Source organism: Woronichinia naegeliana WA131, assembly GCA_025370055.1.
Lineage (GTDB): Bacteria > Cyanobacteriota > Cyanobacteriia > Cyanobacteriales > Microcystaceae > Woronichinia > Woronichinia naegeliana.
The window spans coordinates 772,272-797,406 of record CP073041.1 but is presented as its reverse complement, the minus strand read 5'-3'; the positions used below and the strand labels follow the sequence as shown (position 1 = coordinate 797,406).

Sequence of the window (25,135 nt, the reverse complement as noted above, 5' to 3'; positions counted from 1 at the left end):
GACAGAACACCTGAAATTGTAGCCGATTTGCCGATGCTCCCTGTCGAACTGATAAACTCATTAAAGTCTCCCCGTCTCCCCGTCTCCTCCCCGTCTCCCCTCTCTCTCCAATCCCTCCATGCTCTACCTAGATTCCGCTCTCATTGAAGAAGCCCAACAGGTTCACAACTTCGGTTGGGTCAAAGGCATTACCACCAATCCCACCTTATTAGCCCAAAGTCCCCTCTCTGCTGCTGACACCCTTACCCAGTTAGCTCAACTCAGTCCGGGGGAACTTTACTATCAACTGATGGGGACGGAAGTAGAAACCATGATCGCAGAAGGCCATCAAGCCTATCAATTGATCGGAGAAAAAACTGTGTTAAAAATTCCAGCCACAGCCAAGGGTTTTCAGGCATTAGCCCAACTGTCTTCCGATATTGCCTGTTCCGTTACAGCCATTTATAGTCCAGCCCAAGCCGCGATCGCCGCCGAAGCAGGAGCCAAATATGCGATCGCTTACGTTAATCGGGCCAGCCGTTTACAGGGAGATGGACTCAAACTACTGCAAGAAATGGCTCAAATTCTTCGAGGTAGCCAGACAGAAATTCTCGCTGCCAGTCTGAAATCTCCCCAGGAAGCAGCAGCAGCCCTTTTAGCCGGCGCTAATCATCTCACCTTGCCATTAAATCTTTTAAAAGCTATGACTACCCATTGGGTTCAATTCGCTGGAATGACCCCCCAACTTTATAGAGGTTTTCAATTAAGTGATACCAGTCCAAAATTTCAATTCGCTCATGTTTCTGTCCTATCTCACGAAATAAGTTCCAGATACCATCATGTCCATCTCCCAAACAAATTAAAGGCTTAGCCAAAATTTGAGAATTAACCAAGTCTAATAAAGCCGAGTTATCTTGAAAGGGTGTGACCTTTAGTTGATGAAGGAAAAGAAAAGTGTTAACATGGGATGAAAAGTGACAAAGAGGAAACAATGATGACAGCAAAACTAATTAATGTAGAGGGTTCAAAGATAAAAATAGAACTAACATTAGAACTCAGTCGTTCAATGTTGGATACAGAAATAAATATTCAAAAAGGCTTAAACGAAGTAGGTTGCATCGCCAGCAAAGAAGCCTTGAAATATTTAGATACAGATGGTTCACCCTTAAAAATCGGTGAAGAAATCTGGAAGAGTAAGGGAGAGCAACCGAAAGAATATCAAACACCTTATGGTGAGGTTATAGTGAATCGTCATGTATATCAGCGTTCACCTTTGAGGAAAAACGTATTGCCCCTTAGAAAGAGAAGCAAGGATAATCATAACATCAACGCCATTATTGGCAAAACAGGTATCCTCAAAAATGTCAGGGATGGCAGGCAAAGAGGTGAAAAATGATTTATTAGAAAATCATGGTAGAAAAGTAGCGCTATCCTATATCCAAAGATTGAGTGAAGCAGTAGGAAGTGTGGTACAGGCAAAAGAAGAAGCGTGGAGTTATGCCCCGCCCAAGGAGGATAGCCAAATTGCAACAGTGGGAATAGGATTAGATGGAACCTGTATGCTGATGTGTGAGGATGGCTACCGTGAAGCAATGGTGGGAACCGTTTCCCTATACGATAGTGAGGGAGAACGTCAACAGACAATCTATCTAGGTGCGGCACCAGAGTACGGAAAAAAGAGTTTTCTAGAAAGATTGGAAAGAGAAATTGAGCGAGCGAAAAACCGTTATCCAGAGGCAAAATTTGTCGGTATAGCAGATGGTGCAGAATCAAATTGGAAGTTTTTAGAAAAGCAGACGGAAGAACAGATATTAGATTTCTATCATGCCTCTGGTTACTTAGGAGCGTTGGCAGAAGCGTTGCATCCGAATACCGTGTCAAAACAAAAAGAATGGTTGACTGAAAATTGTCGAGAACTCAAGCATGAAAAAGGAAAAGCAGGAGAACTGCTAAATCTGATGAAAGAAGTCAAAGAAGAAAAAAGTCATTCTAAGAATCTTACCGAGAAACTACAAGCGGCGATTACTTATTACGAGAATCATCAGCATCAAATGGATTATGCTGAATACTTAGGGCTTGCTGAAAAAGTCAAAAAACGAAAGAAATGTGGGTTAGGGAAGTATGGACTGAAAAAGCATAGATAACTTATCCTTATGGAAACAAATCAAAATACAGATTTTGTTTAATCTATTGTTCCTTTCTGTCTAAAAAGGTCAACACAAATCACTCCTCACAAAAGAGAGGAAAATTAACACCATTTTTCACAAGAAAAACGACTCTACAACTTTTTACTTTTTGTCTTCTGAAGTAGAGTAGAAAGATTCATTACCAAAAAGTTCATCGCAATTACCGTTTCCGAGGTCTCAGGTAGTTTGGCCATCACTCGACCAAGACTAAATTTCCTCTTTCCCTGTCCGAATTTACCCTCAATGGCATTACGCACTCTTTCATCTGAGCGTGCCTCTTTCTTTTTTTCTTTGCTCACCTCTTTCGGCGGTCTTCCCAATCGGGGACCACTCATTCTTATATCCCTTTCTTTACAATAAGCTCGATTCGCTTTTGTTCGATAGATTTTATCCACATGAACCGATTCCGGATAACATCCTGTTTCCCTTTTATATTCTTCTATTCGCGCTTGTAAATCTCCCGATTCGTTGTAATTATCCCAACTTAATTTGTCTAAGAAGACAAAGCCATTCACATTACTTGCCGATATTTTAGCTCCAAACTCTACTGCTTTTCCCGCTTTTCCACGCACTATTGGACGCACGTGAGGTTGGCTTACACTCACAATTCTGTTTTCTACTTTATTTGTCTTTTTTTCATACATTTCTAACTGTTGCTCATACACTTTTCCTATCGTTACAAGCTCTTCTTGCTCTTTTTTCGTTAGTTTTTCTAACTTTGCTCCCTCTTCTATCATTTTTTCTATATCAGACAAGTTTCTTTTTATATATCCTAGTTGTTTTTTTGTTCCTTTTCTTCTTTCTTTTTTTGACACACGACGTTTTTTTGCTATGGCTAAGTACTCTTTTCTTGCCACTTCCCTATAAGTCCTCGGCTTTTCTTTCCTTTTCTCTTTTATTTCTTCATACAGCTTATCTATTATTTTTTCTGTTTTTTCTCTGGCATCATTCAATATTCCTATATCCGTTGGATATTTTATATCTGCTGGTGTACAAGTCGCATCTAACAATAACTTTCCTTCATTTTCTTTTTTTTCTGACGCTACACCCGTCGCTTTTTTTTCTATTTCTTTATTAATTTTATTTATTAATTCCATTCCTATTTTTTTACGAAAATGAACCATCATTGACGCATTAAATGCTTCTTTGCTACTATAGCTTTCCATTCCTATAAAGTACTGTAAATAAGGGTTCTCTTTTATTTGTTCTACTGTTTCTCTGTCACTTTTTCCTGAAATTTCTTTGATAATTAATGCTCCTAATGCCATTCTAAATGATTTGGCTGGGGCTCCTTTTTTTTCTGTGAAGTTTTTTGCATATTCTTCCTCATATTCTTCCCAAAGAATCATTTTTGACATTTCTATCCAACGATTTTCTTCGTCTAACTGCCCGCCGAACAGATTTTTCAAGTTTTCTGGTGTTTCAATTGAGTACTGTTGCTTTCGGTACATCTGCTTTCTCTCTTCTTAATGCAATGGTTTTGAGGCATTCTACCCTATTTTCGTGCATTCTAGCGGTTCTTAATTCGCCTACTATTTTTCTCCGTAAAGGTTTCAGCTTTTTTCAGCAAGCCCTACTTAGAGAAAAAGTATCCGATTGGTTCAGGTGTTACGGAAGCAGCTTGTAAGACGTTGGTCAAACAACGATTATGTTGTTCAGGGATGCGATGGAAGGAAAAAGGAGCAGGAATTATTTTGAGCCTACGAGCTTTGGTATTGACCAAGGAACGATGGAGTCAATTTTGGGCAAAACTTGATCAATATGGGTTCCCTGTAGAACCCTGATTACAACAGCTTTTATCAACTAAAGGTCGCACCCTCTTGAAAAAAGGCAGCTACCCCCAATTGATGAAAACTGACTCCTTTATAATCACGCCAAATTAAGGGTTCTCCCTTGGGAGTTCTGAGTCGTACCTTCCCACCATCTATGCTAATTTCTTCGACTTCTGTGTTAGAGGGTAATTCTTCAAAATGATAGCGATGTACAAGGCGTTGTTGCGTACTGTGAGAAACAGCAATTCCCGTCAATGATTGGATTTTCTTAGCTGCTTTTTCATAAGACTCATCGCCACTCAGTAGCAAACAGTTGGGTGCGACCTTTAGTTGATAAAAGCTGTTGTAATCAGGGTTCTACAGGGAACCCATATTGATCAAGTTTTGCCCAAAATTGACTCCATCGTTCCTTGGTCAATACCAAAGCTCGTAGGCTCAAAATAATTCCTGCTCCTTTTTCAGGGCAAACGCATCTTATCCGAGTAAAACCTTAAGGAGATAGTCCTCGTCCCAACCAGCGCGTAGCCGTTTATTCTTGATACCAAGTTTCAGAGTATTTTCCTTTGTGAGCAAGTTAAGAGCGATATGGCGTAAGACGGCTAAATTCTCAGGAGCAAAATCCTTACGAATGCGACAAGCATCCTCGTTGAAGGCCAAGTCTAGAACCCAATGTAAAGAGTTTTCTATCAACCAATGACTACGAACAGATTGGGATAATTTTTGAGCATTACTCGGCAGGCTACTGATATAGTAGCGAGTCTCATACTCTGTTTTGTCTTTCAATCGTCTCTCCGCTTTAATCATACAGATGCTCGTCAACTTTGCCCATTTCTCCGCACCCAGCAAAAATTCTGTTTGTTCCATCGTCCAGCAACGGCGAATTTCAATCCGTCCATGTCCCTTGTCTATTGTTTGATGAAAATCATGCTTAATTCCCGCAAAATTAACCGATTGAGCATGAGCAAATAATTGTTCAACATCCTCACATAAATTACCTTGATTGCCTTTCAATGCCAAAACATAATCTCCCCCTCGCCCTACTATCTGTTGGGCAATCTTTGTCTGAGTTCCCATGGCATCAATCGTTACGATACAACCTTTGACCTCTAGCATTTTCAGGAGTTTGGGTATCGCCGTGATTTCATTACGATTTGCTTTCCACCTTGCACTGTCCTAGTACTAGACGATTTGCTGTTGCCCATGCACTTACCATCTGAATTGCGCCCTTTCCGTTGGCATTATCATAGGAGTGGCGAAGGGTTTTGCCGTCAATCGCTATCACTTCCCCTTCACTTACCTCCGCTATACTTTTGACCCAATGCAGAAAACAGTCTTGAAATTGCTCTGGATTCAGACTAGCAAATACACGCGCAAACGTATCGTCGGAGGGGATGCCATTTGGCAATTCCAAAATTTTTTTTAGCCATTGATGTTTAGCCTTGCCGAAACTTTCCATGGCTACCCAACCTTCTGCTCCACAAATGACGGCTAAGATGGCAATCGTTAGAATATCAATGAGTTTATGCCGTTTTGTTCGTTCGATGCGAGGGTCATCTATTTCGGCAAAGTGTTCTACCAGTCTATATTTGGGTCGGAGTTTCATCGCTTTTGTTTTCTATGCACTTTCCCTTATTTTCCCTTATCCATCCCTCTATAATGTTCTTGTATCTGTATCATTTTTAGATGCGTTCGCCCTGGCTCCTTTTTCCTTCCATCGCATCCCTGAACAACATAATCGTTGTTTGACCAACGTCTTACAAGCTGCTTCCGTAACACCTGAACCAATCGGATACTTTTTCTCTATGTATTCAGCATAATCCATTTGATGCTGATGATTCTCGTAATAAGTAATCGCCGCTTGTAGTTTCTCGGTAAGATTCTTAGAATGACTTTTTTCTTCTTTGACTTCTTTCATCAGATTTAGCAGTTCTCCTGCTTTTCCTTTTTCATGCTTGAGTTCTCGACAATTTTCAGTCAACCATTCTTTTTGTTTTGACACGGTATTCGGATGCAACGCTTCTGCCAAGGCACCTAAGTAACCAGAGGCATGATAGAAATCTAATATCTGTTCTTCCGTTTGCTTTTCTAAAAACTTCCAATTTGATTCTGCCCCGTCTGCTATCCCGACCAATGTTGCCTCTGGATAACGGTTTTTCGCTCGCTCAATTTCTCTTTCTAATCTTTCTAGAAAACTCTTTTTTCCATACTCTGGTGCCGCACCTAGATAGATTGTAGGTTGACGTTCGCCTTCACTATCGTATAGGGAAACGGTTCCCACCATTGCTTCACGGTAGCCATCCTCACACATCAGCATACCTGACTTTTCCCGTTAAGTGCGGATTGCAAGCTGCCAGCCTTGGCAAAGGTCATGCAACTTCAACCAACCGCGCCAAAGGACTTGGATACCGAGAGGAGTTTTACGACGATGTTCAAGATAACCACCAAGAAAAGCAACAGACTCGACAGCCCAAGCAACAGTCAAAATAGGGGGAAGTTTTTGAGAGGCGGCTGCTTTTAACACCTGAAGTTGAAGAGGATTAAGAATTTCAATCGCGAGAGCATCGGGCTGGGTACGATGAAGATAAGTAACGTGTAAAAGTTCAACAGCAATGACACTTAAAAAACCCAAAAGAGTTTTCATTCCATCAGAGGCAAGTCGATAACGCTCACTCTGACAACCAGACTTAAGGACTTTATGAAATTCTTCAACCCGCCATCGGTAGGTGTACCAACGAAGAATAGTGACAGCCATCTCAATAGTCTCAACAACTTCTGTAGTCAGAAGCATCCAAGATAAAGGAGTTTCGCCTTCGGGACAATCGATTTCTGTCGCATAAACAGCATAGACATTCAACGGGTCACGATTATCAAAACGATAGGGAGTTCGTAGATTAACTGAGCAAAATCGGACGGCAAGCTTAACCTTCCGTGCTTTTCTTTTTCCTGTACTCGGAATCTCGATTTCTTGATGAAAACGAATCGGTTCTGATTCCAAATGTTGCCAAAGTCGTTCACTATTTTTGTCTAAACTACGATTATGAGACGCTCTGACCAGCACTCCTGTATGCTTGAGTTGACGCACTGAGTCAAAGACTTCTGAAACATCTCCTTCTCTGTCAAATACATGAATTACCCTCGTTGAACTTTCTACCTGTTTCTCACAGGTGTTTAGAGCCTCTACCCATTTGTAGGATTCTTTTTCCTCAAATGGTCTTTGACGAGCTGCTTTTCTTTGTTCTTTCTGTCTTTCTTTTTTCTGCTTCGCCGTTTCATCTGTTGGGGGCTTTTCTTTTACCTCCCTATTCCACAGTTTTTGCCATAATAAACCTAATACTTGTCCTTTTTCTGGCTCAATTGCTAAAGCACTATGCAGTATTAATCCATTCCCTCCTTTTCCAGTCGGCCCATACCCTTCCCTTTTTTCCTTGATATTGCGATAATCTAAGAAGGTCGTATCTCCGACTGATAGCATTATCTTATATTCTTCTACGGCGGCAGTTGTCATTTCACAGTGCGGCTCTATTATCTTGACAAAGTCTGTTTTCGGATTCCCAAAAATTCATAGGCCCTCTTTAACTCGTTTCCTCCCTTAAACACTTCTGATAAGGCTTTTCCAAACCCCTCACTTAACTTTTTCCCAATCGAGAAGGCACGATTGTTTAGCCTCTCGTCTCCCAATTCACAACTGGCAAAGTTTTTTGTCCACCATTCCAACATTTTTTGACCTGCCCTTTAAGATTTTCTCCATTTTACAGTCTCATACTCCCTTCATCCTTTGTTTTTGAAATTTGAACGATAAGCGGGATGATGGCTTCAGAATATTTTTTTCCTGTCAAGAGAATCATTACTCAAACCCTTGCCAGATAAAGCCTCTAGAAGTTTGCATTGCTGGATTTTGGACTTAACGGGAAAAGTCAGATCAGCATACAGGTTCCATCTAATCCTATTCCCACTGTTGCAATTTGGCTATCCTCCTTGGGCGGGGCATAACTCCACGCTTCTTCTTTTGCCTGTACCACACTTCCTACTGCTTCACTCAATCTTTGGATATAGGATAGCGCTACTTTTCTACCATGATTTTCTAATAAATCATTTTTCACCTCTTTGCCTGCCATCCCTGACATTTTTGAGGATACCTGTTTTGCCAATAATGGCGTTGATGTTATGATTATCCTTGCTTCTCTTTCTAAGGGGCAATACGTTTTTCCTCAAAGGTGAACGCTGATATACATGACGATTCACTATAACCTCACCATAAGGTGTTTGATATTCTTTCGGTTGCTCTCCCTTACTCTTCCAGATTTCTTCACCGATTTTTAAGGGTGAACCATCTGTATCTAAATATTTCAAGGCTTCTTTGCTGGCGATGCAACCTACTTCGTTTAAGCCTTTTTGAATATTTATTTCTGTATCCAACATTGAACGACTGAGTTCTAATGTTAGTTCTATTTTTATCTTTGAACCCTCTACATTAATTAGTTTTGCTGTCATCATTGTTTCCTCTTTGTCACTTTTCATCCCATGTTAACACTTTTCTTTTCCTTCATCAACTAAAGGTCACACCCAAACAGTTCTTCTCTAACATTGGACTCATCTGAGTTCGAGGCTTTAGTTCTAATTTCTTCGCTTGTTTTTCTGTAATGGGCAATTCCCCCAAAATACTTTTTACTGTTCGTATCCGACCTGTGGTTTCCTCGGTACTTGTTTTGACAAAAAAATACCTATTTCTGGGTTGACATACTGAATCATTAAGTCTCTGACAGTCTCCTCTATTTCTCCCAAATTATTAAATGTTTTAACTTGAGATTGTTGATAGAGACATTCTCCCAACTCTTGACATAACTCTTGAATCCTTTTTTCATTTTCTGATAACACTGATAACATGAGATTGTTCCTCAATTGGGATAGATTTTGGAAAGTGGGTCTCGACTATTATACTCTCATTTCTTTTTTTGATAAAGTTCGATAAAGTTCAAAGTCTTATTTTTCTGCCCATAAGTATTAATACTTATTGCATAAGTGAGATGCTCCCCTACCCATGAGCTTTCGGAACAAACTGTTGCCGAATTTAACCGTCAGGGGCGGGGTTTGGTCTAATCTGGATTATTAAAACTTTATCAATCATGATTTTTGAACAACGGATCGAGATTCAAGCTAGTGCCACCATTGTCGAACAATGTTTTACCGATTTAGAGTTAATGCACCGTTGGTTAAATCCAGTTCTACGCTGTGAACCGATCGCTGAATGGACAACCGAAATTGGTAGCAAAAGTCGTTTCGTGATCCAAATTCCCTTATTAAAGCCAACCCTCCGTAGTGTGGTTATTCAAAGGGAACCCGGTCTAGTGGTTTGGGAATTTACTGGCTTTTTTAAAGGACGCGATCGCTGGGAATGTCAACCGCTAGAGGCTGGAACGTTATTGATTAACTGCTTTGAATTTACCATTCCCAATCCTCTGGTTAATTGGGGTTTTCAACTATTTGCAGCTAGATGGACAGGAGCGGATATGCAGGCACAACTACGAAGACTGAAACAGGTAGCTGAAGAAATTTATCAACAACAATGGTTATAATTCAAAGGAAAGCTAGAATTTCTTCATCGGTAGAGAAATCAATGTTGGCATCCTGACGACCTGAAACTAGATAATCCTTGGTAAAAGAATCCTTTAAACCAGAAATTAAGTCAAATTGAGGTTGCCAATTCAAATCCGTTTTGGCCTTATGAATATCCGCAAAAAAGTGTTGCATTCGTAGGGGGAAAGCCTTCCGTTTACCAAAATCAAATTCCTTAGGATCGTAGTGGACAATTTTAATCTCATCCGCTTTTTTACCCGCCGCCACGGCACAGGCCTTGGCCAAGCCATCAAACGTGACATAGCGATCGCCGGAAATATTATAAATCTGATTAATCGCCCGTTCATTGCCCAAAATTGCTGTCATCGCCTCGGCTAAATCCTGCACATGACCAAATTGGGTAAAATGTTGACCATTGCCCGGAATCGGAATCGGGCGATCGCGGACAATCCGATCAAAAAACCAAGCTTCCAAATCATTGTAATTTTGGGGGCCATAGATATAGGTCGGACGCAAAGAAGTCCAGGGAATACCGCTTTTCGCTAAATAGGACTCTGTCTCGAATTTACCCTTATGACGACTCTTGGAATCAACGGCATCCCCTTCTCGATGGGGCATTTGCTCTGATTTGAGATAAACCCCCGCCGAACTGACATAGATAAAATGCTCTACTTTATCTCGAAATAATTCTACTAAGGGCTGGGTATCGCTCAATTCCCGTCCATTATTGTCGAAAATAGCATCAAAGTTTTCCTTGGCCAACTTTTCTCGCAGTTGTTCAGGAGCGGTGCGATCGCCGTGAATTTGTTGAAGGTCTTGCAGAGGAGGAGCTTTCTTCCCTCGATTAAAGAGAACAACCTCATGACCTTGTTCTATCAGAATTTGAGTCAAATAAACCCCAATAAAACGGGTTCCCCCCATTACTAAAACACGCATTGTAATTCCCCCTTGATCGATAAAAACAGCATTATTGTGTTTATTCCTAGTTGAAGTTTATTATTTCACAACCGTCTTCAGATCTAAAAAAAATTGCTCAGATTCGTTTAGGTAAGCATCGAGATCGGGAACTGTCACCCATTTTTGCAGCCGATGGGATTGGTGGGTTAAATCCATCAACAATTGGGAATAAACCCCTTCTCGTAACGAGGGAATGACTGATTGGCCTTGTTCAATCCCCTCTAACCAGCGATCCACAATGGCGATAAAAGGAGCTAATCGACCATCACTAAAGACCTGGGGAAAGGCTAAACGTTTAGGAATTTCAACCTCTGTGAGCGGTTTTCCCGCCGGAGCCGCCAGTAAGCGGAAACCATGAACATAATCCTTGAGATTATCACTGCCAAGCACTAGAGTTCCTTTTTCGCCATAGATTTCTAACCAATGGCCCCGTCCTGCATAGGTGACAGAACTCCAGGGCGAACGCATCTAAAAATGATACAGATACAAGAACATTATAGAGGGATGGATAAGGGAAAATAAGGGAAAGTGCATAGAAAACAAAAGCGATGAAACTCCGACCCAAATATAGACTGGTAGAACACTTTGCCGAAATAGATGACCCTCGCATCGAACGAACAAAACGGCATAAACTCATTGATATTCTAACGATTGCCATCTTAGCCGTCATTTGTGGAGCAGAAGGTTGGGTAGCCATGGAAAGTTTCGGCAAGGCTAAACATCAATGGCTAAAAAAAATTTTGGAATTGCCGAATGGCATCCCCTCCGACGATACGTTTGCGCGTGTATTTGCTAGTCTGAATCCAGAGCAATTTCAAGACTGTTTTCTGCATTGGGTCAAAAGTATAGCGGAGGTAAGTGAAGGAGAAGTGATAGCGATTGACGGCAAAACCCTTCGCCACTCCTATGACAATGCCAACGGAAAGGGCGCAATTCAGATGGTAAGTGCATGGGCAACAGCAAATCGTCTAGTACTAGGACAGTGCAAGGTGGAAAGCAAATCGAATGAAATCACGGCGATTCCTAAACTCCTGAAAATGCTAGAGGTCAAAGGTTGTATCGTAACGATTGATGCCATGGGAACTCAGACAAAGATTGCCCAACAGATAGTAGGGCGAGGGGGAGATTATGTTTTGGCATTGAAAGGCAATCAAGGTAATCTATGTGAGGATGTTGAACAATTATTTGCTCATGCTCAATCGGTTAATTTTGTGGGAATTAAGCATGATTTTCATCAAACAATAGACAAGGGACATGGACGGATTGAAATTCGCCGTTGCTGGACGATGGAACAAACAGAATTTTTGCTGGGTGCGGAGAAATGGGCAAAGTTGACGAGCATCTGTATGATTCAAGCGGAGAGACGATTGAAAGACAAAACAGAGTATGAGACTCGCTACTATATCAGTAGCCTGCCGAGTAATGCTCAAAAATTATCCCAATCTGTTCGTAGTCATTGGTTGATAGAAAACTCTTTACATTGGGTTCTAGACTTGGCCTTCAACGAGGATGCTTGTCGCATTCGTAAGGATTTTGCTCCTGAGAATTTAGCCGTCTTACGCCATATCGCTCTTAACTTGCTCACAAAGGAAAATACTCTGAAACTTGGTATCAAGAATAAACGGCTACGCGCTGGTTGGGACGAGGACTATCTCCTTAAGGTTTTACTCGGATAAGATGCGTTTGCCCTGGACAGAACTCAGAGACACTTGACAGGATGTTCCATCGGCCAGTTCTAACAGGATTAGACAGGTATCATCGGCGGTAACAGGTTTAAGACGGTTATTGTCCTGGGGATCGGGACGTTCGACAATCGCACAACTTAATTGACCGCATAGTTTGTGGATCGGGCCAAATAGCCAATGCAGGTAGTCAAAGACATGGGAACCGATCGCCCCTAATACTCCCCCCCCTTGGTCGGCACGGGCATACCAATTCCAAGACCGTTCAGGATTAGCACGACTTGTTACTAACCAATCAACTTTAATAAAGCGAATTTTGCCCACATAATCCTGTTGCAAATATTCTGCTAATAGCCGCCAAGCGGGAACTGTCCGAAATTCAAAGTCGGCGATCGCGGTTAGATGATGAGTTTGGGCTAAATGGTAAAGTTCACGGGTTTCAGTGGCCTTTAAAGTCATGGGCTTTTCGAGCAACAGATGCTTACCTGCTTGTAGGATCTTTTTGGCCATGTCGTAGTGTAAAAAAGGCGGTGTTGAGAGACTAACCCCCTGCACCTCTGGCCGTGCGAGGATTTTTTCCAGTTGATCATCGGCTTGAGGAATTTGATGATCGGCAGCGATCGCCTGGGCATTAGGCAAATCTCGATGATAAACCGCTACGACTTCAGTACGGGGATGATGCTGAAAGCCTGGAATATGAATCGCTTGGCCAAAGCCAGTCCCCACTACTGCCACACCAAACCGAGAAAAATTATGTTTGCCCATTCACTAACCTTTTGAATCTTGCTTAAAGTTGGATTAAGAATTACCAGCAATTCTAATCGCTGGATTTTCCCGAATCACTACACTCAAGTAAAAATACCCTACCCGAAGGCAGAGTATTCTTGTCCCTTCTATCTAAACTCGACAAGCGATCGCCGAGTCGAAGGAAAATTAGGCTTCACTTTCAATGTGGATAAAGAGTAAACCCATTACAACGGCGGGAAATAACCAGCCCACAATGGGAATTAAGATCCAAGGTAAATAGGAAGCGGCGTAGGCTCCAGTCATGGTTAAAATCTCCTAAATGGTTTGCAAACACAAAAACAGCTTTTGCTTAAAAAGAAAGGTGCGGTTAGTTAAAACCACCTCGGAAAATCCCATCGACCACCGTTAAATGATCTAAGAGGAAATAAGCGACAAACGCGCCACCCATACCGCCGACAAAGAAACCAGCCGCAAATTGGCTCCAACCTTCAGAGGTTTGTAACGAATCAGAACTGTCACTCGATCCTTGGAAGGAAACTAGTCCATAGCTACTCAGCGCAGCCGTTGCTACGAGGATCAGAGCCAGAGCACCAATCAATCCACCAAGGGAGGCATGGTCTGAATCGCGCAGGGGGCCGAGCAATGTCCAGGGGCCTATCAAGAAATAGCCATGAGCCATGCCCACTTCTAAACCCCGTAGGATAGGTGCTAAACCTTTGCGATAGGCAGGTAAATTGCCAATGAATGCTCTGGTAAAGCCGGAGTCTGAGATCGGGGTAGAAAGATTGCCCGTAAAGGGGTCATCATTATAGGCTTTGACGACTTGGGTATATTCAGCCATCTTAATTGAGTTCTCCTCTTGACTAGTAGAGTGAAATTTATGACAAAACTTAAGATTACATTTTAAGCATGGACGGCCAGTCTGACGGTTAAATTCTGTCGCAGCTTTAGAAAAATTTATGAAGTTTCGTGAAGATATTGTCTGACCAGAGAATTGAACAGGGGGGAACAATGGATTTTATAATAGACTGCAAGCTCTTCTCGTCTAAATCTAATGCCATTATGAAACTTCCTTTGACCTTTGCTAGTTGGCACAAATGCCTCACTGCTGGACTATCTTCTCTCTTTTTTGCCCTAATGGGGATGATGTTCGTGATCACGCCAGTCTGGGCAACGGGAATTTATGACTTGCCGGTGGTTAATGCGGGATCGTCAACCTGGTTAGTGGATCAAGCCGAGGCTATTAGTCTGGCCAATGAAGGGAAAATTAATGGCGATTTGAAAAAGTTAGCTCAGAAAACCGGACAAGAAGTGCGTTTTGTGGTCATTCGTCGTTTGGACTTTGACGAAACCATGCCTGGCTTTACTGAAAAGTTATTTCAGCGTTGGTATCCAACCCCAGAGGAGCAAGCTAATCAAACCTTGGTCGTCATTGATACTCTCACGAATGGAACGGCTCTGTATCGAGGTGTAGAGGCGCAATCCTTGGTCAATGATGAGGTGGCTGAAAGTATTACCAATGAAACGATCGCCGTTCCCTTAAAAAACGGTGGCAAATATAACCAAGCTGTCTTAGAAGCGGATAAACGATTGACGGCTCTGTTGTCTGGTCAAGCGGATCCGGGGCCACCAACCCTTCAGGAAATCAATCTGGAAGGAACCTTTGCCACGGCGGAAGAGACGGATGATAAAAGTGCAACCTTCTGGGTGATTGTTCTGTTAGCTCTAGCCACCCTAATTCCGATGGCGACTTACTTCTGGTATGTTGGCATTCCTGGAAGATAGTTGATCCTCATCCCCATACAATCAGTATTATGTCCCCAAATACCAGATTTTCTCCCATTTTTCTGTTCCTCTTGGGGGCGGCCAGCTTTGTGATCGTGGTGGCGGGAATGCAGTCAGCCTCTTCCCTCCTCAATGCGTTCTTCCTCTCTCTCATTATTGTTATTAGTGTTAGTCCTTTACTCGGTTGGCTAGTCCGCAAAGGATTATCCCCAAAACTCGCCCTATTGCTTACCATTTTATTGGTGCTAGGGATTGTAGCCAGCTTGATGGCTTTTTTAGGCGTTTCCATTAATCAGCTAATTCATATTTTGCCTACTTACGAGAATCGGATTAGTGCAATCAAGGATTCTCTCGTTCATTTTTTTGCGGCTAAGGGCATTAATCTCAACAACACGATGGGTTCCGACGTTTTACAACCGAGTAACCTTTTAAAAGGGGCAGTGGTATTTATTCAGCGCATTGGTGAGGCGATCGCCTCTTCTCTGTTGTTGTTGTTAATTGTCGCCTTCATGTTGATTGAGTCCACCAGTTTTCCGAGCAAGTTACGTCGTGTTTTTGAACCAGAAGGAGTCCTTTTAAGCAAGCTAACTGCCTTTAGTGGTGACATTCGCAAATATATGATGATCACTGCTTGGACAGGAGCTTTAGCGGCTTTTGGGGATTTTCTAGTGTTACTAGTCTTGGGGGTTGATCTCGCACCTTTGTGGGGGGTGATGTTTTTTCTCTTAAGTTTTATCCCAGGGGTTGGTTTTTTGTTGGCGGTCATTCCACCTGTTTTATTAGCGTTATTAGAACATGATGGCTTGAGGGCGTTATTAGTGTTTGTGGGTTGTTTGTTGGTGGATAATATTGTGGATAAGGCGATTAAACCTCGCTATATGCAGGAAGGTTTAGATCTCTCAATTTTGGTGATTATTCTCTCGATTTTATTCTGGAGTTGGGTATTGGGGCCAACGGGAGCAATTTTATCGGTTCCGCTAACGATGATGGTGAAAAAGTTGGTTTTGGAAAGTTCGGAGGAGACTCGTTTTATTGCCCTGTTGATGGGAGCCGGTAATACGGAAAAGGTTACGACTAGTCTTTCTGCTTCGGAGGATGAGATCGGCTAGTTTAGAGTCTATGTGGGCATAATTTTTAAAATTAGGTAGGGGTTTGGTTTCCAAATCCGTTGGCTAGATTGCTAGCCAAATTGTCTTTGAAGATAAAAAAGGGGTTAAAATATCTTTAGGGGAGCAGAACTTACGCCTAAAAGTAATCTTACTGATTAACAAAAATGGAAAATATTTATAAGTTGCCGTTAATTTTAGAGCCTCAACCAGAAGGCGGTTATACGATTACTTGTCCGCTTTTGCCGAATCTCATTACAGAGGCGGATACATTAGAAGAAGTTGTTCCGAATGTTTCTGATGCTTTATCGGCACTCATTGAGGCTTATCAAGATTTGGGACAGCCTTTACCTCCGATATTACAGCCTATTGTTGAACCCACGATTCTTTGGACAGAAAGTTTAATTCCTGTAGGTGCATAGTGAAATACAAAGAGGTGGCTCGAAAACTTAAGGAAATGGGATGTCAGGAAATTCAGAGAAAAGGCGGTGGTTCCCATCGAAAATGGTACAATCCCGAAGGTGGAGCGATCGCTCCTATTCCAGATTGGGGAAGTAAGGATTTAAAAGCCTAAGTTTTACGGCAACTTATTCACCAATTGGGTCTTAACTGGGAGAAGTTTAACTCATTATAAAATAGGTTAAAAATTCAAAAAATTAAGGAGGGATTATGACACCAGAAGAGCGATCGCCGCTCTATCTATTGTTATAATATAGCTATGTTTTTTCAGAAAAAAAGAATGAAACATTTACAACGAGACAGTGTACTAACAATTCTAAGTCAAAATAAGGCGGATTTATGCGATCGCTATGGTTTGATTTCTTTGGGAATTTTTGGGTCGGTGGCACGAGATGAGGCACGGGAGGATAGTGACATGGATGTTATTGTCAAATTGAGTAAGCCTAACTTATTTGCGCTTGTACATTTACGAGAGGAGTTAATAAATTTGTTGGGCTGTGAAGTGGATATTATCCATGAGAGTAAGGCCCTAAGACCATTTTTTCGTAATATAATTGAGCGAGACTCTATTTGGGTATGATGGATACAGAAATTTTTAGAGGATAATTGTTATGAGCCATTACGTTTTGCAACGAATTCAAGCGATCCAAGATGAGTTAGAAATGCTCAAAAAGATCGTTGAGTCTGAATCTCAAAATACTTCTAAGGTGGTTAAAATTCAAGGTTTATGGAAAGGGATTGACATTACAGATCAAGATTTAATGGAAGCCAAACATTCAGTTTTTCGTTCTGATTTAAAATTTGATTAATTAGTATTTATGAATGTTTATGTGGTTGATACTCATGCTTTAGCTTGGTTCATTGGTGAAGATTCCCGTTTATCATTGCAAGCCGAGAAGATTTTAAAAGGAGGAGAACTGGGAACAACTCAAGTTTTAGTGCCGACTTTGGTTTTGGCTGAGATTACCCATCTTGTCCAAAAGAAACGAATCAATGTAGGAATTGAAACGGTTATTGAACGAATTGATCAAAGTAATGGATTTACAATTATTGCTTTTGATTTTCCAATTCTAAAAGCTATGTTAGAATTACCAGACTGTTGGGATATTCATGATCGAATTATTGCCGCAACGTCACTTTATTATCAGGCGGTTTTAATTACACGAGATAATATTTTAAGGAGTTATAAAAACCTAAATACAATCTGGGATTGAATTATTATGTTTTAGTTTTTACATTAAGAGGAGCAATTATGACATCCGAATACTGTGTTATAAAATTGGTAGGGGTTTGGTTGCCAAATCCATCGGCTATATTGTTACAATTTGATGGTCTTCTAAATTAAGGATTGTAGGACTTGGAGACCAAGCCCCTACGTTAAATTAGAATTATTCAACCCATTACAAATCAAAAAATTAAGGAGGCATTATGATACCAGAAGAAGGGTATCGTGAAGCAGAACAACGCATTACAGAAGCACAAAGATTAAGAACAATAGGACTTTATCTTTCCAATCTTCAACTAACAAAAATCCCACCTCAAATCGCCCAACTTTCTAATTTACAAATCCTTCATCTTGACAAGAACAAAATCGTTGAAATTCCTGACGCGATCACCCAACTTTCCAATTTACAATATCTTTCACTTGAGAATAATCAAGTAGTAGAAATTCCTGACGCAATCGCCAAACTTTCCAAGTTAAAAAATTTGTATCTTCATAAAAATCAAATAGTAGAAATACCTAAAGAGATTGGCCAACTTTTTAATCTAAAAAAACTTTATCTTAATCATAACAAAATAGTAGAAATTCCTGAAGAGATCGCCCAACTTGACAATTTACAACTGCTTAATCTGAACAATAACAAAATAGTGAAAATTCCTGAAGAAATCGCCCAACTTGACAATTTACAAAAACTTAAGCTTTCTGATAACAAAATAGTAGAAATTCCAGATGCGATCATCCAACTTTCTAATTTACAACAACTTTTCCTTTATAATAACCAAATAGTAGAAATTCCAGATGTGATTGCCCAACTTTCCAATTTACAAAAACTTAACCTTGATAATAATCCTCTTAATCCAACTCTAGCGGCTGTTTATAAACAAGGATTGCCTGAACTCAAAAACTATCTCCTTGAAAGAGCTAAATCCCAAATCACCCTCAACGAAGGCAAATTAATCTTGGTTGGTGAAGGTGCGGTGGGTAAAAGTTGCCTCTTAGGAGCCTTGCGGGGAGATGAATGGATCGAAGGGCGTTCTAAAACTCACGGCATTGAAATTAAACCCTGCCAATTTACCCATAACCAGACCGAAATCACCCTGAACGGTTGGGATTTTGGCGGTCAAACTATTTATCGTCCTACCCATCAACTCTTTTTCTCTGCCCCTGCGGTTTATTTGGTGGTTTGGAATCCGAGAATGGGCATTCACCAAGGCTGTGTCGAATATTGGATTACCCTCGTTATCCGTCGCGCTCCCCAAGCAAAAATCTTGGTCATTGCCACCCACAAAAACCCAAACCAAAGCCAACCTGATATTCCAAGCCAGCAACTCATCGAAAAATTTGGTCAAAATACCCTCATTAACTTCTTTTTTATTAACAGTAAACCCGAAGAAGAAACGGGCATTGAAGAACTTAAAAATAAAATTGCTGAAGTTGCCTATCACTTACCTGGTATGGGTGAAAAAGTCCCGAAAAAATGGGAAACAGTTTGGGAAACCCTCGAAAATAAAAATCAAGCCTATTTACCCTATGGGGAAGTGATTACTATTTATCAAAAAGCAGGTTTAGAGTCAGATAGAGCCGAAGCATTTTTAGAAGCCTCTCACCGTTTAGGGCGTTTAATTCATTATCATAACGATCCCACTTTACGCGATATTGTGATTCTTAAACCCGATTGGTTGGCAAAAGCCATTAGTTTTATTTTAGATGATGAAATTACCAAAAATAATCAAGGCATTATTACCCTAGAAAGATTAAGTAAAATCTGGAAAAATCCTGCTAAAAACAATGATCAACGTCAACCAGAAAGAGGTTATCCCGACAACTTACATCCCATTTTTCTGCGATTGATGGAACGCTTTGATCTCTGCTATCCCATCAAAAAAGAAAGCCAAGAAACCAATGAAATCCTCATTGCCCAATTAGTCACCGAACAAATTTCTCCCTTTCCCCCCGTCTGGTCGCAACCCAAAGCCGAACAGAGCGAAAAAGTGCAATTCTGTCGCTTTTTTGAAAAAGCCTGGGGCCGACCTGCCGAACCAGAGGGTCTGATTTATCGCCTCATTGTCCGTTTTTATCGCTATTCCCTCGGTCAAGATAATTATGCTGATAGTATCCACTGGCAACATGGCCTAATGCTCAAAGATAGCCATAGAAACTATGCTCTAATTGAACAAATTGAAGACGGGATTAAAATTACCGTGCGGGGTCTTTATCCTGATGGTTTGCTCTATGCCGTTACTGAAGATATTCAGTATTTAATCAAAGAATTCTGGGCAGGCATTCGTTGCGAAATTTTTCTACCTTGCATTAATCCCTGTGGAATGAATAAACCTGGTCTGGGACTATTTAAAGAGGAAATATTATATGAATCTTTAGAAGAAGACATTACAAAAATTCGTTGCGAGGTTTCAGGCTGTAAAACTTGGTTTCAAATTAACGATCTACTGCGAAAATCTACTATCGAAAAAATTAATTCTTTTCAAGTCGTTGTTGAAAAATTAGATTCCTTACATCAGAAAATAGATCACCAAGGAGAAAATCAACAAAAAATTCTCGACAATCAAGACAAATTCCAAGCCGAATTAGAAGATAATTTCGTCCGTTTAATGAATACTCTTACCGATGAAGCCAAAGAAGCTCCTCGCCTATTTAGTTTAATTCCTGTAGATACCAAATTTCTTGATAATCCTGCCTGGATCGAAAAACAATTTCAGCTAATTCTCTGGTGTGAACATTCCCGTTGTCCCTTGCCCTGGCTCAACTATAAAAGCGATAATCCAAAAGCGGGAGTTTATCAAATTAGTATTAAACGAGATTGGTTAAAAAAAGCCTCTCCCTGGATTATTCCTATCAGTAAAGCCCTCAGCATTGGTTTACCCGCTCTTAATTCAGCCTATCAATTAGGCATTGATGATCAAAGCTATAGTCAATTCAAAGAAAATCTCGATTTTGGACAAAAATCCCTAGAAGCTGTTGCTAAAACTAGCGATTCCTTCAGTCAAGTTTCTAATGAAAAATTGTATGATTTAGAAGTTGGTGAAGTCACGGAGGCTAGAGGTTCTATTTTGCGAGAATTTCAAGCTATTATCAAACAAAAAGACCCTGGTTTTGGTGGTTTAGAAAAAGTGCAAACCAATCAGGGGAAATTTCTTTGGGTACATCCTCAATTTGTTGGTGAGTATTAATCTTTCTGTACTGACTTCCTTGTCTTCCCTAGAAGAACAAAATAGCAGCAATACCCGAAAAAGCCACCTCACCAAGGCGATCTCTTTGAGTCCTATTTCTTGCCTGCGGCTGGTGCAGCCAAAGAACTGCTTTCTGTTGACCCATCCGTAGGTTTAGCTGCTTCTGGAGTCGGTTTAACTTCAGCAGGATTTGTATCAGAATTCGTATTGACAGAGGAACGGGGACTTAGCCGAACAGTCGGACGATTGTTATTAAAAAGACGCGATGGAAGGAAAAAGGGGCAGGAATTATTTTGAGCCTACGGGCTTTGGTATTGACCAAGGAACGATGGAGTCAATTTTGGGCAAAACTTGATCAATATGGGTTCCCTGTAGAACCCTGATTACACCAGCTTTTATCAACTAAAGGTCGCACCCGCATTGACTTTCATTATGGCGTTGTGTTTGTTGGTGTACAGCTTGGGGCAACGTAAACTGAGACAGGCTCTGGCAGAGCAGGAGGAGACTGTGCCTAATCAGTTGGGAAAGCCGACTCAACGTCCGACTCTGCGTTAGATTTTTCAGACTTTGAGGGGGATTCATTGGGTTGTACTGGATAATTGTCCCCAAATTATCATCTCACGCTTGAGCGAGAGAGGCTTTTAGGCTTTTTTGGGGCTACTACTTGTCAGTATTATCTTTTGTCATAGGTGCTTTTCTTATTTTCTTTGTTCTTCTTTTATGTACGGAATGTGGGTTAAATAATACCTTGCGACAACGAATTTCCCGATTGGTGCGCCAAAGCCTCTCTTTTTCCAAACATGTGGAAAATCATATTGGGGCAATTTGGTACTTCATACACGACTACAATGCCCAATTAGCAAAGGCTTAAGCTGCCACCACTACTATCGAATCACTACCCAGTCACGATCGCCTCAGCTTCCGTGAAAATCTGTTGCAAATGGCTCTCATCCTTGAAACTTTCCGCATAGATTTTATAGACATTTTCCGTACCAGAAGGACGGGCCGCAAACCAACCTGAATCTGTGGTTACTTTTAAGCCACCGATCGCCGCTTGATTGCCAGGAGCCTTAGTTAATTTGGCAGTGATGGCATCCCCGGCCAGGGTAGAAGCCGTAACCGCTTCAGGAGACAACTTACTCAGTTTGGCCTTTTGTTCGGGCGTGGCGGGAGCATCCTTGCGTTGATAGATGGGATTGCCTAAACGGGCGGTTAAATCTTGATAGTGCAAACCAGGGTCTTTGCCAGTAATTGCGGTAATTTCAGCGGCCAATAAATCCATAATGATGCCGTCTTTATCCGTTGTCCAAACCGTGCCATTTTTCTTGAGAAAAGAAGCTCCTGCACTTTCTTCGCCACCAAAGCCGAAGGAACCATCTAAAAGACCATCTACAAACCATTTAAAACCCACAGGCACTTCATAAACTTTGCGGCCAATTGCCTTAGCTACGCGATCAATCATGTTACTACTTACCAGGGTTTTGCCGATCGCACTTAAGCCCGACCACTGTTTACGATGGGTGAATAAATACCAAATAGCAACAGAAAGAAAATGATTAGGATTCATTAAACCGACGCTGGGGGTGACAATGCCATGACGGTCTGAATCAGTATCATTGCCAAAAGCAATATCGTAATCATCCTTAAGTTTAACTAGATTGGCCATGGCGTAGGGAGAAGAACAATCCATGCGAATTTTGCCATCCCAATCCAAGGTCATAAAGCGAAACGTGGGATCAATTTTAGGATTTACCACCGTAATATTTAATCCATACCGTTCGGAGATCGGTTCCCAATAGGCAACATTAGAACCACCTAAAGGATCGGCTCCTAAACGAATACCAGCAGCCCGAATAGCCTCCAGATCAATAATATTTTCTAGGTCGTTAACGTAGGGAGTAATAAAGTCAAAATAATGGCAATTATCGGCTTGTAATGCTTTTTCATAACTAATGCGTTTAACACCTTGATTACCCTGTTTTAATAATTCATTAGCGCGATTTTGTACCCATTTAGTGATTTCGGGTTCGGCGGGGCCACCACTAGGTGGATTGTACTTAAAACCTCCGTCCGCAGGGGGATTATGGGAAGGAGTAATAATAATGCCGTCAGCGAGTCCCGTCGTTTTGCCCTGGTTGTAGCGCAGTATGGCATGGGAAACGCCAGGAGTGGGCGTAAATTGGCGATAATCGCTATCGGTGTTGAGATAAACTTCGACTCCGTTGGCAATGAGAACTTCGAGGGCGGTTTTTTGGGCGGGAGTGGAGAGGGCGTGACTATCCATTCCCAAATACAAAGGCCCTGTAATACCTTGGCTTTGGCGATATTCGGCGACGGCTTGAGAAACAGCGAGGATATGGTCTTCGTTAAAGGTGTGATTGAGGGAGGAACCGCGATGGCCCGATGTACCAAAACTGACTTGTTGGAGCGGATTGTCAGGGTCGGGACGGCGATCGTAGTAGTCTGCCAATAGGCGCGTCACATCAACTAAGGTTTCGGTGGGGGCAGGTTGGCCTGCTAGGGGATTTACGTTTGATACCATAGAGTCCTCAAAGGATTGTCAGTATTCAAATGCTAGGGCAAAATGGGCCAAGGGATGAGTTTCTCTTTCGGGGAGCCAGGGCGAACGCATCTAAAAATGATACAGATACAAGAACATTATAGAGGGATGGATAAGGGAAAATAAGGGAAAGTGCATAGAAAACAAAAGCGATGAAACTCCGACCCAAATATAGACTGGTAGAACACTTTGCCGAAATAGATGACCCTCGCATCGAACGAACAAAACGGCATAAACTCATTGATATTCTAACGATTGCCATCTTAGCCGTCATTTGTGGAGCAGAAGGTTGGGTAGCCATGGAAAGTTTCGGCAAGGCTAAACATCAATGGCTAAAAAAAATTTTGGAATTGCCGAATGGCATCCCCTCCGACGATACGTTTGCGCGTGTATTTGCTAGTCTGAATCCAGAGCAATTTCAAGACTGTTTTCTGCATTGGGTCAAAAGTATAGCGGAGGTAAGTGAAGGGGGTGCGACCTTTAGTTGATAAAAGCTGTTGTAATCAGGGTTCTACAGGGAACCCATATTGATCAAGTTTTGCCCAAAATTGACTCCATCGTTCCTTGGTCAATACCAAAGCTCGTAGGCTCAAAATAATTCCTGCTCCTTTTTCCTTCCATCGCATCCCTGAACAACATAATCGTTGTTTGACCAACGTCTTACAAGCTGCTTCCGTAACACCTGAACCAATCGGATACTTTTTCTCTATGTATTCAGCATAATCCATTTGATGCTGATGATTCTCGTAATAAGTAATCGCCGCTTGTAGTTTCTCGGTAAGATTCTTAGAATGACTTTTTTCTTCTTTGACTTCTTTCATCAGATTTAGCAGTTCTCCTGCTTTTCCTTTTTCATGCTTGAGTTCTCGACAATTTTCAGTCAACCATTCTTTTTGTTTTGACACGGTATTCGGATGCAACGCTTCTGCCAAGGCACCTAAGTAACCAGAGGCATGATAGAAATCTAATATCTGTTCTTCCGTTTGCTTTTCTAAAAACTTCCAATTTGATTCTGCCCCGTCTGCTATCCCGACCAATGTTGCCTCTGGATAACGGTTTTTCGCTCGCTCAATTTCTCTTTCTAATCTTTCTAGAAAACTCTTTTTTCCATACTCTGGTGCCGCACCTAGATAGATTGTAGGTTGACGTTCGCCTTCACTATCGTATAGGGAAACGTTTCCCACCATTGCTTCACGGTAGCCATCCTCACACATCAGCATACAGGTTCCATCTAATCCTATTCCCACTGTTGCAATTTGGCTATCCTCCTTGGGCGGGGCATAACTCCACGCTTCTTCTTTTGCCTGTACCACACTTCCTACTGCTTCACTCAATCTTTGGATATAGGATAGCGCTACTTTTCTACCATGATTTTCTAATAAATCATTTTTCGCCTCTTTGCCTGCCATCCCTGACATTTTTGAGGATACCTGTTTTGCCAATAATGGCGTTGATGTTATGATTATCCTTGCTTCTCTTTCTAAGGGGCAATACGTTTTTCCTCAAAGGTGAACGCTGATATACATGACGATTCACTATAACCTCACCATAAGGTGTTTGATATTCTTTCGGTTGCTCTCCCTTACTCTTCCAGATTTCTTCACCGATTTTTAAGGGTGAACCATCTGTATCTAAATATTTCAAGGCTTCTTTGCTGGCGATGCAACCTACTTCGTTTAAGCCTTTTTGAATATTTATTTCTGTATCCAACATTGAACGACTGAGTTCTAATGTTAGTTCTATTTTTATCTTTGAACCCTCTACATTAATTAGTTTTGCTGTCATCATTGTTTCCTCTTTGTCACTTTTCATCTCATGTTAACACTTTTCTTTTCCTTCATCAACTAAAGGTCACACCCCAGCAGCTTGGTACACTCAGCGCAATCATTCCCAAAAGTCGGTAGATTGGCAATTCACG

General features: G+C 41.4%; 22 protein-coding genes and 11 pseudogenes. 16 read left to right on the top strand and 17 right to left on the bottom strand.

Annotation, left to right across the window (positions count from 1 at the left end; translation table 11 throughout):
- The first annotated feature begins 118 nt into the window (after positions 1-118).
- A pseudogene (locus KA717_04195) lies at positions 119-634 on the top strand (transaldolase).
- A gap of 67 nt (positions 635-701) precedes the next feature.
- Here KA717_04195 and KA717_04190 read toward each other — a convergent pair.
- Positions 702-899: pseudogene (locus tag KA717_04190) on the bottom strand (ISKra4 family transposase).
- Between the two features lie 47 nt (positions 900-946).
- Between KA717_04190 and KA717_04185 the strand changes: the two are divergent.
- Positions 947-1,375: a hypothetical protein gene (locus KA717_04185; protein ID UXE62075.1), complete on the top strand. Its 429-nt coding sequence runs from the start codon at positions 947-949 to the stop codon at positions 1,373-1,375.
- Entirely contained in the window at positions 1,341-2,123 is a 783-nt protein-coding gene (locus KA717_04180) for a hypothetical protein (protein ID UXE62074.1), read from the top strand. The genes KA717_04185 and KA717_04180 overlap by 35 nt, the downstream gene beginning before the upstream one ends.
- A gap of 155 nt (positions 2,124-2,278) precedes the next feature.
- Here KA717_04180 and KA717_04175 read toward each other — a convergent pair.
- Positions 2,279-3,616: pseudogene (locus tag KA717_04175) on the bottom strand (IS5 family transposase).
- 141 nt (positions 3,617-3,757) lie between these two features.
- Between KA717_04175 and KA717_04170 the strand changes: the two are divergent.
- A pseudogene (locus KA717_04170) lies at positions 3,758-3,949 on the top strand (ISKra4 family transposase).
- Between the two features lie 27 nt (positions 3,950-3,976).
- On the opposite strand, the pseudogene KA717_04165 reads toward KA717_04170, so the two are convergent.
- From KA717_04165 to KA717_04130, 8 genes and pseudogenes are all read right to left on the bottom strand, one after another.
- A pseudogene (locus tag KA717_04165) lies at positions 3,977-4,252 on the bottom strand (ISKra4 family transposase).
- Positions 4,253-4,411: 159 nt separating this feature from the next.
- Positions 4,412-5,540 (bottom strand): annotated as a pseudogene (locus KA717_04160) (ISAs1 family transposase).
- A 48-nt stretch (positions 5,541-5,588) separates the two neighbouring features.
- Positions 5,589-6,251 (bottom strand): hypothetical protein, encoded by a 663-nt coding sequence (locus KA717_04155; protein UXE62073.1) that lies wholly within the window; start codon positions 6,249-6,251, stop codon positions 5,589-5,591.
- Positions 6,252-6,266: 15 nt separating this feature from the next.
- A complete protein-coding gene (locus KA717_04150; protein UXE62072.1) occupies positions 6,267-7,442 on the bottom strand; it encodes an IS4 family transposase in 1,176 nt (391 codons plus the stop codon).
- 17 nt (positions 7,443-7,459) lie between these two features.
- The gene (locus KA717_04145) at positions 7,460-7,654 is read right to left on the bottom strand and encodes a transposase (protein ID UXE62071.1); all 195 of its coding nucleotides are present in this window, start codon (positions 7,652-7,654) and stop codon (positions 7,460-7,462) included.
- A 197-nt stretch (positions 7,655-7,851) separates the two neighbouring features.
- Complete coding sequence (locus tag KA717_04140; protein ID UXE62070.1) at positions 7,852-8,061, bottom strand: hypothetical protein; 210 nt, start codon at positions 8,059-8,061, stop codon at positions 7,852-7,854.
- Entirely contained in the window at positions 8,027-8,455 is a 429-nt protein-coding gene (locus tag KA717_04135) for a hypothetical protein (protein UXE62069.1), read from the bottom strand. Before KA717_04135 ends, KA717_04140 begins: the two co-directional genes overlap by 35 nt.
- 46 nt (positions 8,456-8,501) lie before the next feature.
- Positions 8,502-8,812: pseudogene (locus KA717_04130) on the bottom strand (ISKra4 family transposase).
- A 248-nt stretch (positions 8,813-9,060) separates the two neighbouring features.
- On the opposite strand from KA717_04130, the gene KA717_04125 reads away from it, so the two are divergent.
- Positions 9,061-9,510: an SRPBCC family protein gene (locus KA717_04125; GenBank protein ID UXE62068.1), complete on the top strand. Its 450-nt coding sequence runs from the start codon at positions 9,061-9,063 to the stop codon at positions 9,508-9,510.
- Position 9,511: 1 nt separating this feature from the next.
- On the opposite strand, the gene KA717_04120 is transcribed toward KA717_04125, so the two are convergent.
- Together KA717_04120 and KA717_04115 are read right to left on the bottom strand one after the other, a co-directional pair.
- Positions 9,512-10,447, bottom strand: coding sequence for an NAD-dependent epimerase/dehydratase family protein (locus KA717_04120; protein UXE62067.1), 936 nt, complete (start codon positions 10,445-10,447; stop codon positions 9,512-9,514).
- 60 nt (positions 10,448-10,507) lie between these two features.
- Positions 10,508-10,921: pseudogene (locus KA717_04115) on the bottom strand (Gfo/Idh/MocA family oxidoreductase).
- A 95-nt stretch (positions 10,922-11,016) separates the two neighbouring features.
- Between KA717_04115 and KA717_04110 the strand changes: the two are divergent.
- Positions 11,017-12,144 (top strand): ISAs1 family transposase, encoded by a 1,128-nt coding sequence (locus KA717_04110; protein ID UXE62066.1) that lies wholly within the window; start codon positions 11,017-11,019, stop codon positions 12,142-12,144.
- Here KA717_04110 and KA717_04105 read toward each other — a convergent pair.
- The 3 genes from KA717_04105 to KA717_04095 form a co-directional block, all read right to left on the bottom strand.
- Positions 12,133-12,915, bottom strand: a complete 783-nt coding sequence (locus KA717_04105; GenBank protein ID UXE62065.1) for a Gfo/Idh/MocA family oxidoreductase — start codon at positions 12,913-12,915, stop codon at positions 12,133-12,135. The two genes, KA717_04110 and KA717_04105, sit on opposite strands and share 12 nt — an antisense overlap.
- Before the next feature lie 168 nt (positions 12,916-13,083).
- Positions 13,084-13,200: a photosystem I reaction center subunit VIII gene (locus tag KA717_04100; GenBank protein ID UXE62064.1), complete on the bottom strand. Its 117-nt coding sequence runs from the start codon at positions 13,198-13,200 to the stop codon at positions 13,084-13,086.
- A gap of 64 nt (positions 13,201-13,264) precedes the next feature.
- The gene (locus tag KA717_04095; GenBank protein UXE62063.1) at positions 13,265-13,738 is read right to left on the bottom strand and encodes a photosystem I reaction center protein subunit XI; all 474 of its coding nucleotides are present in this window, start codon (positions 13,736-13,738) and stop codon (positions 13,265-13,267) included.
- A gap of 221 nt (positions 13,739-13,959) precedes the next feature.
- On the opposite strand from KA717_04095, the gene KA717_04090 reads away from it, so the two are divergent.
- The 9 genes and pseudogenes from KA717_04090 to KA717_04050 all read left to right on the top strand — a co-directional run bounded on the left by KA717_04090 (position 13,960) and on the right by KA717_04050 (position 21,528).
- Positions 13,960-14,682 carry a TPM domain-containing protein gene (locus tag KA717_04090; GenBank protein ID UXE62062.1) on the top strand — a complete coding sequence of 241 codons (723 nt, stop codon included), beginning with the start codon at positions 13,960-13,962 and terminating at the stop codon, positions 14,680-14,682.
- An 89-nt stretch (positions 14,683-14,771) separates the two neighbouring features.
- On the top strand, positions 14,772-15,791 hold the full coding sequence (locus tag KA717_04085) for an AI-2E family transporter (GenBank protein UXE62061.1): 1,020 nt from the start codon (positions 14,772-14,774) through the stop codon (positions 15,789-15,791).
- A gap of 164 nt (positions 15,792-15,955) precedes the next feature.
- Positions 15,956-16,210, top strand: a complete 255-nt coding sequence (locus KA717_04080) for a type II toxin-antitoxin system HicB family antitoxin (GenBank protein ID UXE62060.1) — start codon at positions 15,956-15,958, stop codon at positions 16,208-16,210.
- A 14-nt stretch (positions 16,211-16,224) separates the two neighbouring features.
- Complete coding sequence (locus KA717_04075) at positions 16,225-16,362, top strand: type II toxin-antitoxin system HicA family toxin (GenBank protein ID UXE62059.1); 138 nt, start codon at positions 16,225-16,227, stop codon at positions 16,360-16,362.
- 165 nt (positions 16,363-16,527) lie between these two features.
- Positions 16,528-16,827 carry a nucleotidyltransferase domain-containing protein gene (locus KA717_04070; GenBank protein UXE62058.1) on the top strand — a complete coding sequence of 100 codons (300 nt, stop codon included), beginning with the start codon at positions 16,528-16,530 and terminating at the stop codon, positions 16,825-16,827.
- Between the two features lie 46 nt (positions 16,828-16,873).
- Positions 16,874-17,056 (top strand): hypothetical protein, encoded by a 183-nt coding sequence (locus KA717_04065; protein UXE62057.1) that lies wholly within the window; start codon positions 16,874-16,876, stop codon positions 17,054-17,056.
- A 9-nt stretch (positions 17,057-17,065) separates the two neighbouring features.
- Positions 17,066-17,461 (top strand): type II toxin-antitoxin system VapC family toxin, encoded by a 396-nt coding sequence (locus tag KA717_04060; protein UXE62056.1) that lies wholly within the window; start codon positions 17,066-17,068, stop codon positions 17,459-17,461.
- Between the two features lie 214 nt (positions 17,462-17,675).
- Positions 17,676-20,657 (top strand): leucine-rich repeat domain-containing protein, encoded by a 2,982-nt coding sequence (locus KA717_04055; protein ID UXE62055.1) that lies wholly within the window; start codon positions 17,676-17,678, stop codon positions 20,655-20,657.
- A 736-nt stretch (positions 20,658-21,393) separates the two neighbouring features.
- A pseudogene (locus tag KA717_04050) lies at positions 21,394-21,528 on the top strand (IS1 family transposase).
- A gap of 24 nt (positions 21,529-21,552) precedes the next feature.
- Here KA717_04050 and pgm read toward each other — a convergent pair.
- On the bottom strand, positions 21,553-23,199 hold the full coding sequence (pgm, locus tag KA717_04045) for a phosphoglucomutase (alpha-D-glucose-1,6-bisphosphate-dependent) (GenBank protein ID UXE62054.1): 1,647 nt from the start codon (positions 23,197-23,199) through the stop codon (positions 21,553-21,555).
- 170 nt (positions 23,200-23,369) lie between these two features.
- Here pgm and KA717_04040 point away from each other — a divergent pair.
- Positions 23,370-23,687 (top strand): annotated as a pseudogene (locus KA717_04040) (ISAs1 family transposase).
- Positions 23,688-23,720: 33 nt separating this feature from the next.
- On the opposite strand, the pseudogene KA717_04035 reads toward KA717_04040, so the two are convergent.
- Positions 23,721-25,002, bottom strand: a pseudogene (locus KA717_04035) (ISKra4 family transposase).
- Positions 25,003-25,135: the final 133 nt, after the last annotated feature.